This window comes from Ignicoccus sp., from assembly GCF_056435145.1.
The window spans coordinates 50,404-67,579 of the sequence record NZ_JBWNMZ010000019.1; the positions used below are offsets into that span (position 1 = coordinate 50,404).

Here is a 17,176-nt window from a genome sequence, read left to right on the forward strand (position 1 = left end):
CGTCACTCCAAGCCGGTTATGCGGGTGTACATCTCGGCCACGCTCGGCACTTCCACGCCCACCGAGGAGAAGAACCGGCGTATCTGACGTATGTCGTGCATCAGGAAGTCGTAGGCGTAGGGATGGTTCACCGGGACTGCTTGGCTCACGTCTATTATCACTGGCTCGCCTTTCCAGTACATTATGTTGTATTCGTTGAGGTCCGCGTGGACGAGTCTGGCTTTCTGATACATTTTAACCATGTAATCATACACTCTCTCAAATACCTTCTTCCACTCCTCTGTGTCTAGCTGGTTGACGGGTTTCGCTAGCTCGACCAGCAAGGGCGCTCTCTTGCAGTTTTCGCCTATAAATTCCATAACTAATACGTTCCTGTACACTGCGATGGGGGAGGGTACCCTCACCTCTGCTTGTTCCAACCTCTTCAAGTTCCTGAACTCTTTCCTCGCCCACGCGTAAATTAAGTGGCGGAGCCCTCTGTTGGCTATCTGCTCGAATCGGGGGTCGCCTATAATGTACTTCCTTATGCTCTTGCGGAACTCAGCGGTGGTAGTTAGGTAGATCTTGACCGCCACGTCCTCGCCTTGAGGGCTCTTGCCACAGTAGACCCTAGCCTCCTTGCCAGCTGATATGACGCCCTTTAGCTCCCCTATGACCCCCCTCCTGACAAGTTCGTACACTGCCATCTGTGTGGCCATGTCAAATACTTCTTCTACGGTCTCGAACAAGTCTTTATCCTTGTACCTCTTCAAATACTTCCTCCTCTGTACTACCTCCTTTGGTAACGGCTCTTCCACTTCCTCTACTTCCTCCTCTTCGATTTCGATCTCTTCTTCCTCTAACTGCTCCTCGACCTCTTCCTTCTGAGGGGCCTTAACTTCCTCCTCCACCTTCTTCATAACATCTTCTACTACCTTTTCGACGTTGCTGGCTTTCTCTTCGCTCATGCCTCCTCACCCTCCGCCTCCTCTTGAGCCATCTGCTGGGCGGTCAAGGCTATTTCTTCTTCAGTTATGCCCGCCAGCTCCGCGACCTCCTTGGGCAGCAGACCCTTGACGATCAACCTCTTTAACTCGTCCCTGGAGTACCTGTATACTATATCTGCCTTCTTCGGCTGGAAGTCCCAAACTGTTGCAATTACTATATCCCCCTCTCTTATCCACACCCTCCTCCTCATCTTGCCCGGTATCCTGCCGTCCCTCACCAGCTCGGGGTCGTCCAAGCAACGTATTAACGCGTGGTCCGCGCACACTATCCTCTCTACCACGCAGAGTACCTCGCCTTCGCCCGGCAGGACGAGCTCCTTGCTCTTTTCTCTTCGAGCACCTTTCCTCTTTGCCAACGCGACACCACTGCGAGAACGGCGAGCGAAGGTTAAATGTGCCCCACCGGGTTCCTGCAGTTTACTCCTTGACTATTTTGGTATTTATCTGAACTATATCCTCGCTTATAGTGTTGCCCCTTACAGTCTTCCTCCTCCTCTCTCCCTTTTCGCGAGGCCAGAACCCCGGAGGTCCGCTTAACAGAGCCCTCTTCTTGACCGGGCCCGGTATGTCGGGCCTCATCGGGAACCCGCTCTCGTCCGAGCCCCCTCTTATCTCTAATTGAAGGCCCTTAAGGGTCTCTACGCCCAACACGGAGGCCGGGACCCTCTCCCCTATCTTTCTGCCAACAAACTTCCTCGCGCTGTCTCCCTCAATTGTTATCTGGAAGGCCTTTGTTCTGAAGACCTCTCCCTCGAAGCTTTCCTCGCCGAAGACATTCGTCGCTAGGTCCTTGTTTATCCATATTTCGCCGTCGGGGACGTTATTATCGACGGTGACAAGGACGTGAACAGTTTTTTTCTTTATTTCGTCGCCTTCTTTCACTTTCCTCCTTATTGTGACTATCTTGTACTCCGCCTTCGCCGCCTCCAGCAGCCCTTGGCCGGCGCGGGCCACCGGGAGGCGGACCTTTCGGTCGAGCTCGGCTTCTTTATCAAATGGGATGTCTTCCTTACCAACGACCTTTACCTTTATTCCGAGGGGACGGGGCTCGGCCCCCGGGTCGTTAACTACTACCTTGAACTCGAGCTTTGCCACCTCAAGCCTCACCGGACGCGCGACTTTTGGCAAGTTATTAACGATCCCTCACGACCTCCTTGGGTGTACACAGCTTGCTTAGGGATGAAATCATAAATGCTGTGGTGGAGGCCATAAGACTGGCCGAGACTTCATTGCCTAAGTGGGTTTACAATAAATTGTTAGAGGCGTACGAACGTTCCGAAGGCTTGGGGAAGGCTCAACTGACAGCAATACTGAACAACATAGAATTGGCCGTCAAAGAGAAGAAGCCTATGTGTCAAGACACTGGGTTAATGACTTTTGAAGTGATCGTAGGCGACGAATTCCCCTTAAAACCGTACGAAATTGAGGAACTGTTGAACGAGGCCGTAAAGAGGGCGACGCGAGAGGTTCCAATAAGGCCCAACAGCGTAGACCCGCTCAGCGGGCACAACCCCGGAGACAACGTGGGGAAGGGGGTCCCCGTTACTGACATAAAGGTGGTCCCGGGCGACGCGCTCTTGATAAAAGTAAGGCCGAAGGGCGGCGGGAGCGAGTACCCCTCTAAGTTGTGCATGATCCCTCCGTCGAGAGGGTTGGACGGGGTTAGGGAGTGCGTGCTAAGAGCCGTTTTGGAGGCCGGGGGGAAGCCTTGTCCCCCCGGAATAGTCGGGGTTGGCTTCGGGGGGACCGTAGAAGAGGCCGTTAAGCTCGCGAAGGAGGCACTTTACAGACCGGGAAGTCATGAAGAGGAGAGGGTGGCAAAAATTGAAGAGGAACTATTGAAAGGAGTGAACTCCCTAGGCCTAGGCCCCATGGGCTTGGGCGGAGGACCCACTGCGCTCGCCGTTAAGGTAGATTACGCATACAGACACCCAGCGTCCTTCCCGGTAGCGGTTAGGTTTAACTGTTGGGCTGCCAGAGAAGCGGCGATAAGGGTTGAATCCGACGGGAACTGGGAGTTCGTGAGTGATAACGTGACACTCAATGACTTGAGAACCCCTCCTCTGGAGGCAGAAGAAGGTATTGAAATAAGGCTCCCAGTTGAAGAGGAAGAAGTAAGAAAGTTGAAGGCCGGGGACGTAGTTTACCTAACCGGAACGGTGGTCACCGCGAGGGACGAGGCGCACAAAAAAATAATAGAAGAAGGGGCCCCGCTCGACCTCAAGGGGCTGGCCATATACCACTGCGGCCCAGTCGTGACGAAGGAAGGAGGCGAATGGAAAGTGGTGGCCGCAGGTCCCACCACCAGCGCAAGGATGAACGCCCTCCAAGCCCAAGTGTTGGAGAAGACCGGCGCCAGGTTCGTTATAGGCAAGGGAGGTATGAAGGACGAGCTCTTGGATTTCTTCAAGAAGTTCGGAGCCGCTTACTTGTCGTTTCCAGGAGGCGCAGCCCTCTTGGCAGCCAGGGCGATAAAGGCGATTAAAGGCGTGTACTGGTTGGAGGAGCTCGGAGTGCCCGAGGCGATGTGGGTCTTCGAAGTAGAAAAGTTTGGACCGCTAATAGTGGCTATGGACTCGCACGGAAGAAGCTTGTACAAGGAGATTTCAGATAAAGCTAAAGCTAAGCTAGAAGGGCTCTTGAAATAGCTGCGCCGCGCACCAAAATTCAAAATTTAAGCACTCCTCCTCGTCTCTTCAAGGGAGGAGTCACTTTGGCAGTACCGTCGGTTAAGGGCAAAGAGTACGAGTCCGTAAACGAAATCAGGGGCCAGCTGCTGGTAGTCGAGGGCGTGAACGACGCCGGATACGGCGAGCTCGTAGACATAGAGATGCCCAACGGCGAGAAGAGGAGAGGAATAGTCCTAGAGACCGGAAAGGGGTTGGCGGTAGTTCAAGTCTTCGAGGGGACCACCGGCATATCGCCCGCCGGCACGAAGGTCCGCTTCACTGGCAGGATACTCGAGATGGGCATTTCCGAAGACATGTTGGGCCGAATAATGAACGCCCTGGGGGAACCAATAGACGGAGGGGCGCCGATAAAGGTAGTAGAAAAAAGGAACGTGTGGGGGGAGCCTATCAATCCCTATGCTAGGGAGTATCCAGATGAGTTCATTGAAACCGGAATAAGCGCGATAGACGGCATGAACTCTTTGGTCAGGGGTCAGAAACTGCCGATATTCTCCGGTTCCGGACTTCCCCACAATAAGCTAGCAGCCCAGATAGCTAGACAAGCTACCGTGAGAGGGGAAGAGGAGTCCTTCGCCGTAGTCTTCGCCGCTGTGGGCATCCAATATGACGAGCTCTTGTTCTTCAAGAAGGCGTTCGAGGAGACCGGCGCCATATCTAGGACTGCGATGTTCGTCAGCTTGGCCAACGAACCCGCTATGATGAAGATAGTGACCCCCAGGGCAGCCCTCACACTCGCGGAGTACCTAGCCTTCCAGAAGGATATGCACGTGCTAGTAATAATAACTGACATGACTAACTACTGTGAGGCCTTGAGGGAGATCTCCGCGAGCAGGGAAGAGGTACCGAGCAGGCAGGGTTACCCTGGCTACATGTACACCGACCTAGCAACGATTTACGAGAGGGCCGGAAGGGTAAAGGGGAGTAAGGGTTCGATAACTCAAATGCCCATATTGACTATGCCTAACGACGACATAACCCACCCCATACCTGACCTCACGGGCTACATAACTGAAGGCCAGATAGTCCTCTCGAGGGACTTGCACAACAAAGGCATCTACCCGCCAATAAACGTACTAATGAGCTTGTCTAGATTAATGAGGGACGGAATAGGTAAGGGTAAGACGAGAGAAGACCACCCAGACGTAGCCAACCAGTTGTTCGCGGCCTACTCGAGGGCAGTCGAACTAAGGGGACTGGCCGCTATAGTTGGTGAGGAGAGCCTAAGCGAGGTAGACCGCAAATACTTGAGGTTCGGCGAGGCGTTCGAGCAGAAGTTCTTGAAACAAGACTATCACGAGAGGAGGACTATAGAACAGACGCTGGACTTGGCGTGGGAAGTCCTCTCGATATTACCGGAAGAGGAACTAACTAAAATAAGGCCGGAGTACATAAAGAAGTACCACCCCAAGTACAGGACGAAGACCACAAAGTGATGCGAGGTGTGAAGCTTTGAGCTTTCCGGGAAGTAGGAGGGTTTTACCAACCAAAATAAACCTCATCCGCTTGAAGCAAAGGAAGAAGGTAGTAGAAAAGATAAGGAAGCTTTTGGAAGATAAGAGAGACATCCTCCTAATGTACTTGCGCAAAGCCGTCTCGGACTACCAGAAGTACTACGACGCCTACTCCGAGCACTTGGAGAGGGCTTACAGCTACCTACTCATGGCCGAAGTTCAGAGCGGCGAGGCCACGACAAAACAAGAAGTAGCTTACGTGCCGGAGGACTTGAGCGCGAAGATCTACGCCCGCACGGCCTTCGGAGTCAAAATTCCTGTTGTGGAGTTCTCCAGAACGGAAGTCAAGAGCGGGGCTGTATCCAACATCTACTCTTCACCTTACATTGACAAAGCGTCCAAAGAATTCGAAGAAGCGATGAAGTACTTGAACAAGGCTATAAATTCGGAAATGAGTATATACAGAATCGGAGATGAGCTAAGGAGGACGCAAAGGCTCATAAACGCAGTCAAGTACTCCATACTACCGGAAATAGAGAACAACATAAAGTTCATCAAGAGAGCATTAGACGACCAACATAGAGAGGAGTTCGTGAGGTTGAAGTTGATAAGGAGTAAGTTGCAGAGCAGGAGGGTGGCATGATGAGCGCGGCGTTCCCCTCCAACGAAGAGCTGTTAAAAGAGCTCCAAGCAGCTATAGAGGGTGCCTTCACCAGCTCAATTACCAAGGTAAAGAAGAAGTCGGAAGAAATCAAGCTGAAGTACCTTACCAAGGTAAGTGAACTCTGTCATTCGGTCTCTCTCTAACCTTTAGAAGTATTTTTAAATTCAAACTGCACGTTGCTCGGACGGAGGGATCAGAGCGTGAAGGCCGAAATAATGCCAAAAAGGGCGATAAGGAGTGTTCTGCTGTCCATACTCTTCGTGACGCTCGTAGGCGCGAGCGCAGCACTCGCTGCCGAGATGGGCGAGACGTCCCTAGGAACGGGCATGATGACCGGCCTCAAGGCTGTAGGCGCCGGTCTGGCCCTTCTCGGGGGCACCATAGGCGCCGGCTACGCTCTGGGCGCCACCGGCGCTGCTGGCATCGCAGTAATAAGCGAGAAGCCCGAGGAGTTCGGCAGAGTATTGCTCTTCATAGGTATCGCAGAAACCCCGGCTATATACGGGATAGCTATCGCGATAGTCATACTCTTCGCAATATAACTACTTTTTTAGGCATAGCGAAAATTAACGTCCCTTTGTCCGAGACCTACGGGTAAAAGCGTGGAGCGGTCACTCGAGCTCTTCCAGATAGCAAAGAACTTGTTTCCAGGAGGAGTTAATAGCCCAATAAGGGCCGCAGTGAAGCCGTATCCCTTCTACGTTAAGAGGGCGAGCGGCGCCACGCTAGTAACCGTCGACGGTCTGGAACTCATAGACTACGTCCTAGGTTACGGTCCTCTAATACTGGGACACATGCATCCAAAAGTCTTGGAGGCGATAGAGGAACAACTAAACAAGGGCTGGCTGTACGGAACCCCTCACGAGCTTGAGGTGGAGCTGGCGAAGAAAATAGTGAGCCACTACCCTTCAATCGACATGGTCAGGTTCGTTAATTCTGGGACGGAAGCGACGATGACCGCTATAAGGTTAGCCAGAGGTTTCACTGGGAGGAACAAAATAATTAAGTTTGACGGTTGCTACCACGGAGCGCATGATTACGTCTTGGTGAAGGCCGGCTCGGCCGTATCACACTTCGGAGTGCCCGGCTCCGCGGGCGTTCCGGAGGAGGTTAGCAGGTTAACCTTGGTAGTCCCGTTCAACGACGTGGATGCAGTGGAAAAAGTCGCCAAGGAAAATCAAGACGACTTAGCAGCAATAATAGTTGAGCCCGTGATGGGAAACGCGGGCGTGATACCGCCCAAGGAGGGCTTCCTCAAGGAGTTGAGGAGGATAGCTGACGAGACCGGGGCCCTCCTGATATTCGACGAAGTGATTACCGGCTACAGACTGAGCTTGGGCGGAGCCCAAGCGAAGTTCGGCGTAGTTCCGGACCTAACTACCTTGGGCAAGATAGTCGGTGGAGGCTTCCCGATAGGAGCCGTTGGGGGTAAAAGAGAAATCATGGAGCGCCTCACCCCCTCCGGCCCAGTATTCAACGCGGGTACGTTTAATGCTCATCCAATAACCATGGCTGCAGGGCTGGCGACCATCAATGAGCTCGAGAGGGGTTATGTCTACGAAGTGGCCAACAGCGCGGCAGAAAAAGTAGCCAAGGCCTTAGAACAAGAGGCGGTAGCCAAGTTCGGAGGCGTGGTACACAGGGTGGCCAGCATGTTCCAATGGTTCCCCGGCGTGGAGGAAGTTAATAACTATGTAGACGCGTTGAAGGCGAACAAAGAGGTCTCCTTGAAGCTGCACGAGGAGCTACTGAAGAGGGAAGTGTTCGTAGCACCGAGCTTGTTCGAGGCGTGGTTCACCTCGGCTGCCCACGGAGAAGACGTAGTAAACAAGACGTTGGAGGCGCTCTCCGAGGCGTTAAAGGTGATACCTTGAAGATAAGGATAGCGGCGCGTGGGAGCAAACTCAGTTTGAAACAAGTGTCCATGTTCACCTCCTACCTCCTCAAGTTCTTTCCCGATCTGGAGTACGAAGTGATAACCGTCAAAACTGCCGGGGACAAGGCCAACGCGCCCTTCGAGGAGCTAGCCAAAAGGGGTCTAACGGGTCTCTTCGAGAAAGAGGTCAACAAGGCAGTTTTAGAAGGAAAGGCCGACGTGGCCGTCCACTCCCTGAAGGACTTGCCAACAGAGCTGGACCCCAAGTTAGAGATAGCGGCCTACTTGCCCCGAGATCCTCCTTACGACGTTCTAATAGCTAGGAGCGGTGTGCATGATCTATTTGAGCTCCCTAAGGGGTCCGTCGTAGGGACGTCTTCTGCGCGCAGAAAGGCCTTGGTTAAGAGTCTGAGGCCTGACTTAGTTGTAAAGGACTTAAGGGGTAACGTGGACACGCGCCTAGAGAAGCTGAAGAGGGGCGACTACGACGCTATAGTGTTGGCCGAAGCCGGGCTGCTAAGGCTAGGTGTCGAGGTCGACTACGTTAGGCTCGACTGGAGGCTCTTTCCCCCCTCACCGGGTCAAGGGATAATTGTGGCGGTGACAAAGAAAGGGAGCGAAATATCTAACTTGCTGAAATCTGTGAGCGACGTTAAGAGCGAAAAACTAGCCATTGCAGAGAGGACCGTGCTGAAGGAATTCGGCGGAGGGTGCTTTGTCGCGTTGGGGGCCATAGCCTTTGAGGAGGGAGGCTTGATAAGGTTAAGGTCAACGATCTTGAGCCCCAGCGGGAAAGAGAGGGTCGACGTAGAGTTGATAGGCGAAAGGCCGGAGGAAGTAGGGGAAAGGGCCGCGGAGTACCTAAGGTCCCTCAGTCCGATGAAGACTACGGTGGGTCCCGAGGGGTGACGAGGTTCGCTAGGCCTGAGGCTCCTCGCTTTGGCCCCTCTTCACCCGAAGGGTCTGGAGGCCCGGTCCGAAGCCCAGACCGGGCGGCCGCCAGTCATCGCCGGGTGAGGGAGTTGGGCGGAGAGAGAAAAAAGTTCTTAGGAAGGCACTTGATGATAAAGGGCAAATATGTAGATCTAATACTGAGTGGCAAGAAGACCGCTACCATAAGGAAAGGTTACTGGGTCCCGAAGCACAGAGAAATAATTTTGCACGGAGGAGGGAGACCCTTCGCCGTAGCAGAGATCGTAGAGGTTAAACACAAGAAGTTGAAAGAGCTAACGCCGGACGAGGTTCGCGCGGACGGCTTCGAAAGCTTGACGGAACTCAAAGAAGCTCTAAAGAGGGCCTATGGCAACATCTCTGACGAAGATACTATTACCATCATTTCGTTCAAAGTAAAGAAAAAGCTAACAGAGCTAGACGTCAAAGATCCGTACATGGGGTTGAAGCCCGCCGAAGTGGCCAGACTGGCCCTCAGATACTTAGACTTGAACGAAGAAGAGAGAAAGATATTGAAGACCTTGATAGACGCCGGCAGCTTGAGGGAAGCCGCAATAAAGCTGTACGGAGACGTAGGCGCGCGTTGGAGAATAAGGAGGGTTCTAAAGAGGTCGCTCGCAGAGCTAGTAAAGAGGGGTTACTTGGGGCCTAGGTAGCTCGGTTAGCAAAGCCTTAAATCCCCCGTTCCCGCACCGGCCCCGGTAGGAGAAGTGAAGACCGTAGAGCTCACAAAGGACGCGAAGAAAAAGGTTGAAGACAGGATAGTGGGGAAACACGTCTACGGAAACTTGTACGGCGTCGACCCGGCGAAGCTGTGGGACGAGGAGAGGCTGAAGGAACTAGTAAAGGAAGCCGCAGATGTGGCCAACATGAAGTTGGTGGAGGTTAGGTCGTGGAAGTTCACGGGGTATCACGGAGGCGTTTCAGTGATGGCGCTAGTCCTAGAGAGTCACATAACAATACATACGTGGCCGGATTACGAGTACGCGACTGTGGACGTGTACACTTGTGGCGAGAGGAGCGACCCTTGGAAGGCTTTCGAGCTCATAGTAGAAAGGCTGGAGCCAGAAGATTACGTAGTCCATTACAGCGACCGCAGCAGCCCCAAGAGGCCCCTAGGGGGCACGGCCGGACGCATCCAGTAGTTTTTCAAGACCTTCAAGGTATATAAGTAGGAATCTAAGACCTCTTCCAGCGGAGCGACCTTCACGTTGCGCCACGAGTACTTAACCTCGAGTCGGAAGGGCACGCTCGACACGGTCACCGCGTAGACCAAAGGCCTCCCGAAAGCCCGTCTCCACGCCTCGCCCAAGTCCACTACGTCCCCTTTCAGCTCCCTAGCCTCGTCGCCTATCTGCACGAGCACGTCCGCGTCCTCGGGGTCGCCTACGAACGTGTATTCTAAGCCTTGTTCCGTCAAGAACCATATCGCCAAGGCTCTCCCGGTGTACGAGCGCGGAGTAACCCAGACCTTGACTTTGTCCCTTCTCTTTACGAACTTTAACTTAACGTTTTCTATTGGTCCGCTCCCATGGATTGCGGGGCATTTGAAGCAGGGCTCTAAGCTTAGAGAAGCTGCAGCCACCGAAGAGACTACAGCCAAGTCTACGTAATTATTGAGGAACATGTACAGACTTTTCTCCGGACTGGTCCTAACCACGTTCCATCCCCTAACAACAAAAAAATCCGTTAGCGGATCCATGTACTTAATATTCAAGAGAGCTGCCCTCATTCTGGCACTCCGGAAAGTGCGGAAAGCGTAGTTTATTTAACAAGGTTGGTGGGCATTAGACGGGCGACGAGAGCTTGAGGAGCGCAGTAACGCTACTGGCGCTGTCGGCCATGGTCTTAGCTACCGCTACAATTACCCTTAGAGTTGAAGACGGTAAGGTAGCGCTGTCCAAAATAGTCGTCGAGGCCAAACGGGGAGAGTTCCCCGTACAATACGAGAAGAGTTTGATATCAAGCAACCTGGTCGCGACAGACAAGTTGCTGAGCGATGACTCTAGCGTAAGGGAAATATTTTCGACCAACAGCGTGCTTATGTTAAGCTCATCCCCGTTGAAGAAGGGACACAGCGAAATAACCTTGAGCATCGTCACAAATCCCAGTACGGCCAGCGTCCACGGCAGAATCAAAGGTTCTCTCCTTATATTATTCTTTTACATACGCAACATGGACGTTGCGATAAGTTCCGTCATAGATAAGCAGAAAGACGTTGGCAACCTAACTATAGACGGCTTCGCAGAACTTCCCTCACCCAAAGTAACCGTAGAGAGGATGCTAAACAGAATAATACCCAAGATCAAGTCCGACATTGAGAAGTTGGGGCTGAGAGTCGTAGAGTTAAAGTACGAGGTCACCGGCAAGACGCTGCCCCCGACGAGCAAAATAAAAGTACACGCAGTATTGGAAGGTAAAAAGGAAAACATAATTGAGTCGCTGGACAGCCTGGGCGTGCCTACGTCTAACATACTGAACTTGATCAATACTAATGACACTGTAGTGAGGAAGGTCAACGCCAAAGCATCCCTAGACGTTTACCTCAAGAGGTCTGGGAAGGAGCTACTCACTGTGGTGAAGGGTAAGATTAACGGCGATGGGATTTACCTTAATGACACCGTCCAGCACGAACTCCGGAACCGACTGGAACCCGTCCTAAGCGCCTTAAACGCTACAGAACTGGAGGACTACTTGCTGCCCGCTAAAAACGTGACCAGCTCTCTGACCATCAATATAGACAGAGAGAGCGTTAAGGCGAAATTCGTATTCACTAACGTTTACTTCGACAACACTGCGGAGTTCTGGAAAACGTTAGAGAAGCTACAGAAAGAGCTGGGCTTGAGGTTCGAGGTGCTGTGTCACGGCGAGGTGTATACCGTAAAAAAGGCGGCGTCCCTCTGTACCAGTTGATTTTTGCCCAAGCGTTGCATCATTAATTTTGAGGGTGGTAGAGCTTTGGGAAGAGTGTACGACTTGGCAAGAGTTCCTATGTCTAAGGTAGAGAGGTTAGACTTGGTCATCTTGCCAGTGGGTTCTGTAGAAAGACATGGTAACCATCTGCCGCTTGGCACGGACACCTTGATAGCAGAAGAGATCTCTAAGAGGGTTGCGAAGAAGGTTGCGAAGAAGGGGTACCACGTCGGCATATTGCCTCCGGTCTGGTACGGCTACACTTGGTCCTTGAGACACTTGGACGGCACGGCCAGCGTTGGGGCCGACACCTTGGCTAAGTTTATAGAGGACATCTTGGTCACGTTGGCGTCTCCCAGAATCCCTAGAATATTAATAATTAACGGGCACGGAGGCAACAAAGAGCCTTTGGAGGTCGCCGTCAAGGAGGCTCTGAACAGGTTGAGTCCCGGAATAAAGATAGGCGCCGTCTCGTGGTGGGATGTCGTAGTCAAGGAAGTGTTCCTACAAGCTTTCGGGACGTTGCCCTCCCACGCTTGCGAGGTTGAGACGAGCCTCGTAATGGCTATATGTGAGGACTGCGTCGACTTGAGCGACGTGGAACCCGTACCGCCGGGAGAGAGGAAGGTTTTGCGTTCCCTCTCGGAGGCTCGGAGGACTTTCTCCAGGGGCTACTTGGGCGACCCTAAGAAGGCCAAAAAAGAAGAGGGGGAAAGGTTGCTTGAGCTAGTCGCAGAAGAGTTGGCGAGGAGGCTGGTGCGGGAGCTCGAGAGCGAGGAGGGGGTTGGAATAGAGTAAACTCTTTTATTTGTTTAGGAACGCCATCAATTTTGTCGTCCCGCTTAAGGAGGCGGCGTCCAAGCTAAACGCCTTTAGTATCTGACCCAGCGTAGATTCTATGGCCTCATAGTACTTCTCTACGTCAACCTCCGGCAGCTTGGCTAACTGAACGGGCTTCACCCCTTCTGCGCCCTTCACCTTAACGAACGAAACAACGTCTCCTTGGTTAACGTGTATACCGAACTTGGCTAGCATCTTCGCGGCCTTTACGTGTTGAGGCATGTTCTTAGTATACGACTCTATCGGTTTCGTGAGTTGCATGTGAAAGGCCAACTCGTCTAAGTCATAGTACTGTTTCTTAAGATTTATGTATAACTCCTTGACTAGGTTCTTTACCTCTTCGCGCGTCTTGACTACCTCTTCTGGACTTTGTGAGTGTCTTATCATGTCTATCATCTTTATGAATGCCTCCTTGACGAACTGTGGGGTGTTCCTCTTCTTCCCCAACAAACCCTTAACGTCTATCTCCCCTCCTGGATAGACTCCGATATAGTTCTTCTTCAAACCGGTAAATGCCACGAACCTATACGTCTTATCTATCTCTATTTCAAGACCGAAGTTGTTCTTGACCCACTCTATGATGTCGTCCAATAAGTCTTGTGGAGGATCCCAGAGGAACATCGAGTCTGTGTCCCCGTAAAGGACGGCTATCTTGTTCTTCTTCGCATATTCCATAGTGCTCTTTATAGCGAACCTGCCGTAGGCGGTAATGCTCTCTGCGGCCGGAGGACAATAGAGCTCGAAGCTTTCTGCGCCCAGGACGCCGTAGGAGGCGTTTATGTATACCTTCATTGCAGATTGAACCGTATCGTACCACATTTTCATCTTGCTGTCTAAGCTTTTATCTTTAGCCTTTTTCTTGTATATTTTGACTCTGTAGTCTCTCAGCAGTCCTACTATCTGTGATGTTATTCCTTCTACGTCCTTACATATTTTGTGGCCGACCTCGGGAACTTCGTAGTAGTGCTCACAGCTCGGAGCGTTCACCGTCTCGTAACTTATGTTGTATTGTTTGATTATAGTTGGGTATAGGGACGCGAAGTCTAAAACCACTACATTGAAGAATATGCCGGCGCTAGGCTCGAACACGAAGGCCCCTTGGTAACTCTTCCCCTTTATTATCGCGGAGCTCTTCACAGTCCCCTTCATCGAGATGATGTCTTCTTTATTGGGAATGAGGTACTTCCTCCGGCGGTGCTCCCAGAAGAACAAATTCTTTATCCACGCAGATACTTGCTTTCTAGTTAAGTCCTCTATCCCGAGTTTGGAAATTCGGGATATCAGCACCATAAGTTTCCAAGGCAAGTAGTCGTTGAAAGTAAACAGCTTCAAAGTGAGGTTGGCGTCGCGGAAGTTGTAGTGAGCTAGCTCGTAATAATTTAACTCACTTATTGATTTAGTTAGCTGGACTTTGTGCTCTCCCAGCAACGCCCCCGCGACCGCGTCTAAGTTCACCTCCTTGTACTTGTTCCCGAACGCATAGGTCTTTATCGCCGCAATATCATAGAAGCGGTAGAGGTCTATGTGTATCCCGTGTTTTGTCTCGAACTTGTCCGAACCCTTCTTAAATATTATCATCTCTTTCGGTATTCCGAGCCTCAGCGCCCTGTTGTAAAGGTAGGCCAAGTCGAAGTTGTCGCCGTTGTAAGTGAGCAATATCGGATAGTTCCTTATGATCCTCATAACTTCTATCAACATACTCCTCTCAGAATCGTAAAATTCGACCTCGTAGTCTTCTTTAGCGAGCTCTTCCAGCTGTTCCTCTGTGAGCGCTAGGTTGTCTCTAAGTAACACGAGTACTTTCTTGAGGCCGTCGTTAGACGAGAGGGCCACTGAGATCACCGGGTACTGAGCCGACTCGGGGTCCGGTATCCTACCTATTGCGGGAGTGAAGACCTCTATGTCTATCGCTATGGCTTTGACGGAAGGCGGCGGGGCCTCAAATATGGGTATCCAAGATATAGCTAGACGCTTGAACTCCTCGCTCTCTTCTTCGAATGCCTTCAGTACTTTCTCTACTTCTTCCTCACTGACCTTGTAGGGAACTGGATACAACTTGTTATTCTTAATTTTATACTTCAATGTAGGAACTAGGCCTATATCGTAGGTGTAGTTGTCGTGATATTTTATCTTAGCCTCCCACGCCTTGGGGACCTTCTCCCTGAGCTCTCTGACCGCTAGAGGATCCGTCGTGTATATCTTTGTCAGCTTCTTGTTCTCAAAATGGAGCAAGTCGTAGCGGTAGACTACCTCCATTCCCGCGAAGTTCTGGTGCTTGTGTAACCCTAGCTTCCTTACCTCTTCTGGAGTCAAGTTAGTTAAGAAATATGGTCTATGACCAAAGGCGTCCACCCATTCTACGATCTCGTGCCTTTTCTCGTCATAAAATAAGAGAACTGCCTTGTTCCTCTTACCGTCGTAGATTACTTGTAAGAGGTAGTACTCGCCGTCGCCGGCCTCTCGTCGGGGCCGCGCGAGCGCTGCGTACCTTCTGTCTCCCGAGTTCACGAACTTCTGGAACTGAGGGTCGACCTTCTTAGACACTATCAAGTTAGCTATTTTAGTTTCTATCCTCCTATCCCAGCCGGTAGGTCTCTTCGGAGCCCTATCTTCCACGGGCTTTAACGTCCTCGGGGCCCCTTCTTTACTGTTGGTTTGTCTCTGTTTCAGAAAGTCCAGAAGCGTCGGGCCCCTTCGGGGTTTCTTCACTACTTTAGCCCCGGCCTAGCTTTAGAGGAGGAATGGTTGATAAGCCCGAGGTGCTCCCGCGTGGGCACGTCAGCGCTTCTTGAAGAACATGTCTAAAGTACTCTGTTTAGAGCTCAGCTTCTCCCTCCAAGCCTTCATCAGGCGCTCTATTGCCTTCCTCACGCGCTCCTCGTTGAAGTCGTGCTCGTGCACTAGGATTTCGATTATACCTTTGGAGTCCGGCCTCTTCCACTCTAGCTTATAATCGTCAGTAACTGGGGGGTTCAGGAAGAATTCGTACGCCTCTAAATACAGCTCCTTGTTCTCGACGCTTAGGGCAGTTAACACCTTTTCTAAGTCGCCGTAACTCTTTACGTACTTTAAAGCAGTCTTCGGACCGATGCCCTTCACTCCGGGGGTGTAGTCCGTCCCTATTAGTACTGCTATTGCAACTAGCTGCTCCCTCGTGATCCCCAACTCGTCCAACATACACTTCAACGTTATTTCCTCAGGCTTCACTTCTACGTATACGTTCTTGTTAGGGAGCTTCCTGCGCCCAGTTACTGCTAGGTTCCTGATCAGCCTTGGAGAGCCAAAGAGCAGGGAGTCGTAATCTTGGCTCGCAGAGGCCCACACGTCCCCTTTCGCGGCCATGTAGGCGGCTTGAGCCTCCCCCTCGCTGGGGGCTTGAACCCATGGAACTCCCATCGCGTCGAGTAATTTCTTGGCTTCTTCAACCATCTCATTCGTTAGCTTTGCACTCATCTGCGCGTATTTTCTTGCTTCCTCCACTTCTCCCCTCTTGACGGCTTCTTCGTACTTCCTCTCAGCTTCTCGCTTCAGCTTCTGCCTCCTCTCTATTTCGCGAGCCTTGAGCTTGGGTGGCTTGCCGTCGAACACGTAGGCTACCTTTATTCCGTTCTCCAACATGTTCACCGTTCTATAGAACAGCCCGGAGAGGTGGCTGGTTACCCGCCCCTTGGAGTCCATAAGCGGCCTCCCGTCCTCGCCCCTTATGGCGGCCAAGAACTGGTACAAAGTATTATAAGCGTCCAAAGCCACGCTCCTATTAGCTAGTGATTTCAGCTCGAGGGACTTTTTACATTTGTTGGGGACCAGCTCCTTCAGGGCAGTGACGCCCAAAGCATTTCCCTGTCCCCTCTCTGCTACAAGAGGGTTTATCGGCCGTTTTGGATAAGAGCCACGCTCAGCCTGCTTGTATCCTCGCCATTACTCATAGTTTTTACTAAGCCGTTAAGCTCTAAAATCATTACCGCTTTGATTACATCCCTCAGGTTGATATCTACGTTTCTATAACTCATATCACTCTTTATTGCCTCTAATATTTCCTCGACAGTAAAGTACGTCTCCTTACCTCCCCCTTGTAAGGCGGTGAGCGTCTTGAGAATGTTATATACGGAGAGGTAGAGTGGTCTGGGCTTCCAAACGTTCTGACCCCTCTTCACCCTCGTCACCTCAAGTGTAGATGCTTGGCCCGCCCTTCTTCGTGGTTTGTATCCTTTGTTTAGCCTTCTCCATGAAGGTCTCATAGAACTTCAACATCTCTGGCGTAATGCTCGGTTTAACTCTCTTCAAGGCGTTCAGGAAGTGCCTCATTGATACCTTCGCTATGTTTATGTTTTCTCTCATGGCTTCCATGCCGGCCTCTCTGCAGAGGGCCTCCAAGTCCGCCCCCGTGTAGCCCTCAGTTATCTCAGCCAACTTCCACAAGTCTACATCCATGTCTAGGGGCATGTTCCTCGTGTGGATCTTGAGTATTTGGAACCTCGCCTCCTTGTCCGGCGGCGGGACGTAGATAAGCTTGTCAAACCTCCCGGGCCTCAACAGGGCCGGATCTACCATGTCGGGTCTGTTGGTAGACGCTATTACGACAACGTTCCCCAACCTTTCAATACCGTCCATCTCAGTGAGCAGCTGACTCACTATCCTTTCCGTTACTTGGGTGCTAACGTCCATCCCCCTCACGGGGGCGATGCTGTCAATCTCGTCGAAGAACACTATAGTCGGGGCCGCTTGCCTGGCCTTGCGGAAGATCTCCCTTATCGCCTTCTCGCTCTCGCCCACCCACTTGCTCAACACCTCCGGCCCTCTGACCG

At 51.8% G+C, this 17,176-nt stretch carries 19 protein-coding genes; 11 read left to right on the forward strand and 8 right to left on the reverse strand.

Features of this window, described 5'->3' with window-relative positions:
• Positions 1–2 precede the first annotated feature (2 nt).
• The 3 genes from AC1HCZ_RS06770 to AC1HCZ_RS06780 form a co-directional block, all read right to left on the reverse strand.
• Positions 3–947, reverse strand: coding sequence for a serine protein kinase RIO (locus tag AC1HCZ_RS06770; protein WP_479462781.1), 945 nt, complete (start codon positions 945–947; stop codon positions 3–5).
• Positions 944–1,342 (reverse strand): translation initiation factor aIF-1A, encoded by a 399-nt coding sequence (locus AC1HCZ_RS06775; protein ID WP_479462782.1) that lies wholly within the window; start codon positions 1,340–1,342, stop codon positions 944–946. The genes AC1HCZ_RS06770 and AC1HCZ_RS06775 overlap by 4 nt, the downstream gene beginning before the upstream one ends.
• A gap of 61 nt (positions 1,343–1,403) precedes the next feature.
• Entirely contained in the window at positions 1,404–2,093 is a 690-nt protein-coding gene (locus AC1HCZ_RS06780; protein ID WP_479462783.1) for a 30S ribosomal protein S6e, read from the reverse strand.
• A gap of 62 nt (positions 2,094–2,155) precedes the next feature.
• Between AC1HCZ_RS06780 and AC1HCZ_RS06785 the strand changes: the two genes are divergently transcribed.
• The 9 genes from AC1HCZ_RS06785 to speD all read left to right on the forward strand — a co-directional run bounded on the left by AC1HCZ_RS06785 (position 2,156) and on the right by speD (position 9,763).
• Positions 2,156–3,634 carry a fumarate hydratase gene (locus tag AC1HCZ_RS06785; protein ID WP_479462784.1) on the forward strand — a complete coding sequence of 493 codons (1,479 nt, stop codon included), beginning with the start codon at positions 2,156–2,158 and terminating at the stop codon, positions 3,632–3,634.
• A gap of 65 nt (positions 3,635–3,699) precedes the next feature.
• Positions 3,700–5,109 (forward strand): V-type ATP synthase subunit B, encoded by a 1,410-nt coding sequence (locus tag AC1HCZ_RS06790; RefSeq protein WP_479462785.1) that lies wholly within the window; start codon positions 3,700–3,702, stop codon positions 5,107–5,109.
• Positions 5,110–5,125: 16 nt separating this feature from the next.
• On the forward strand, positions 5,126–5,770 hold the full coding sequence (locus AC1HCZ_RS06795) for a V-type ATP synthase subunit D (RefSeq protein ID WP_479462786.1): 645 nt from the start codon (positions 5,126–5,128) through the stop codon (positions 5,768–5,770).
• Positions 5,767–5,934 carry a hypothetical protein gene (locus AC1HCZ_RS06800; protein WP_479462787.1) on the forward strand — a complete coding sequence of 56 codons (168 nt, stop codon included), beginning with the start codon at positions 5,767–5,769 and terminating at the stop codon, positions 5,932–5,934. The genes AC1HCZ_RS06795 and AC1HCZ_RS06800 overlap by 4 nt, the downstream gene beginning before the upstream one ends.
• Before the next feature lie 57 nt (positions 5,935–5,991).
• On the forward strand, positions 5,992–6,333 hold the full coding sequence (locus tag AC1HCZ_RS06805; protein ID WP_479462788.1) for an ATP synthase subunit c family protein: 342 nt from the start codon (positions 5,992–5,994) through the stop codon (positions 6,331–6,333).
• 60 nt (positions 6,334–6,393) lie between these two features.
• The gene (gene hemL, locus AC1HCZ_RS06810; RefSeq protein ID WP_479462789.1) at positions 6,394–7,665 is read left to right on the forward strand and encodes a glutamate-1-semialdehyde 2,1-aminomutase; all 1,272 of its coding nucleotides are present in this window, start codon (positions 6,394–6,396) and stop codon (positions 7,663–7,665) included.
• Positions 7,662–8,576, forward strand: a complete 915-nt coding sequence (gene hemC, locus AC1HCZ_RS06815; protein WP_479462790.1) for a hydroxymethylbilane synthase — start codon at positions 7,662–7,664, stop codon at positions 8,574–8,576. Before hemL ends, hemC begins: the two co-directional genes overlap by 4 nt.
• A 104-nt stretch (positions 8,577–8,680) precedes the next feature.
• Entirely contained in the window at positions 8,681–9,274 is a 594-nt protein-coding gene (locus tag AC1HCZ_RS06820; RefSeq protein ID WP_479462791.1) for an ASCH domain-containing protein, read from the forward strand.
• 54 nt (positions 9,275–9,328) lie between these two features.
• Positions 9,329–9,763, forward strand: coding sequence for an adenosylmethionine decarboxylase (gene speD, locus AC1HCZ_RS06825; protein ID WP_479462792.1), 435 nt, complete (start codon positions 9,329–9,331; stop codon positions 9,761–9,763).
• On the opposite strand, the gene AC1HCZ_RS06830 is transcribed toward speD, so the two are convergent.
• Positions 9,703–10,350 carry an MqnA/MqnD/SBP family protein gene (locus tag AC1HCZ_RS06830; protein WP_479462793.1) on the reverse strand — a complete coding sequence of 216 codons (648 nt, stop codon included), beginning with the start codon at positions 10,348–10,350 and terminating at the stop codon, positions 9,703–9,705. The genes speD and AC1HCZ_RS06830 overlap by 61 nt on opposite strands.
• Before the next feature lie 74 nt (positions 10,351–10,424).
• Between AC1HCZ_RS06830 and AC1HCZ_RS06835 the strand changes: the two genes are divergently transcribed.
• Positions 10,425–11,531: a hypothetical protein gene (locus AC1HCZ_RS06835; RefSeq protein ID WP_479462794.1), complete on the forward strand. Its 1,107-nt coding sequence runs from the start codon at positions 10,425–10,427 to the stop codon at positions 11,529–11,531.
• Positions 11,532–11,585: 54 nt separating this feature from the next.
• Positions 11,586–12,329, forward strand: coding sequence for a creatininase family protein (locus tag AC1HCZ_RS06840; RefSeq protein WP_479462801.1), 744 nt, complete (start codon positions 11,586–11,588; stop codon positions 12,327–12,329).
• Positions 12,330–12,335: 6 nt separating this feature from the next.
• Here the strand turns inward: AC1HCZ_RS06840 and AC1HCZ_RS06845 are convergent, their stop codons facing one another.
• The 4 genes from AC1HCZ_RS06845 to AC1HCZ_RS06860 form a co-directional block, all read right to left on the reverse strand.
• A complete protein-coding gene (locus tag AC1HCZ_RS06845) occupies positions 12,336–15,080 on the reverse strand; it encodes a DNA-directed DNA polymerase I (RefSeq protein WP_479462795.1) in 2,745 nt (914 codons plus the stop codon).
• 69 nt (positions 15,081–15,149) lie between these two features.
• Complete coding sequence (gene fen, locus AC1HCZ_RS06850; RefSeq protein WP_479462796.1) at positions 15,150–16,202, reverse strand: flap endonuclease-1; 1,053 nt, start codon at positions 16,200–16,202, stop codon at positions 15,150–15,152.
• Between the two features lie 35 nt (positions 16,203–16,237).
• The gene (locus AC1HCZ_RS06855; RefSeq protein WP_479462797.1) at positions 16,238–16,525 is read right to left on the reverse strand and encodes a hypothetical protein; all 288 of its coding nucleotides are present in this window, start codon (positions 16,523–16,525) and stop codon (positions 16,238–16,240) included.
• Between the two features lie 10 nt (positions 16,526–16,535).
• On the reverse strand, positions 16,536–17,176 hold a 641-nt coding region (locus AC1HCZ_RS06860; RefSeq protein ID WP_479462798.1), incomplete at its 5' end, for an AAA family ATPase.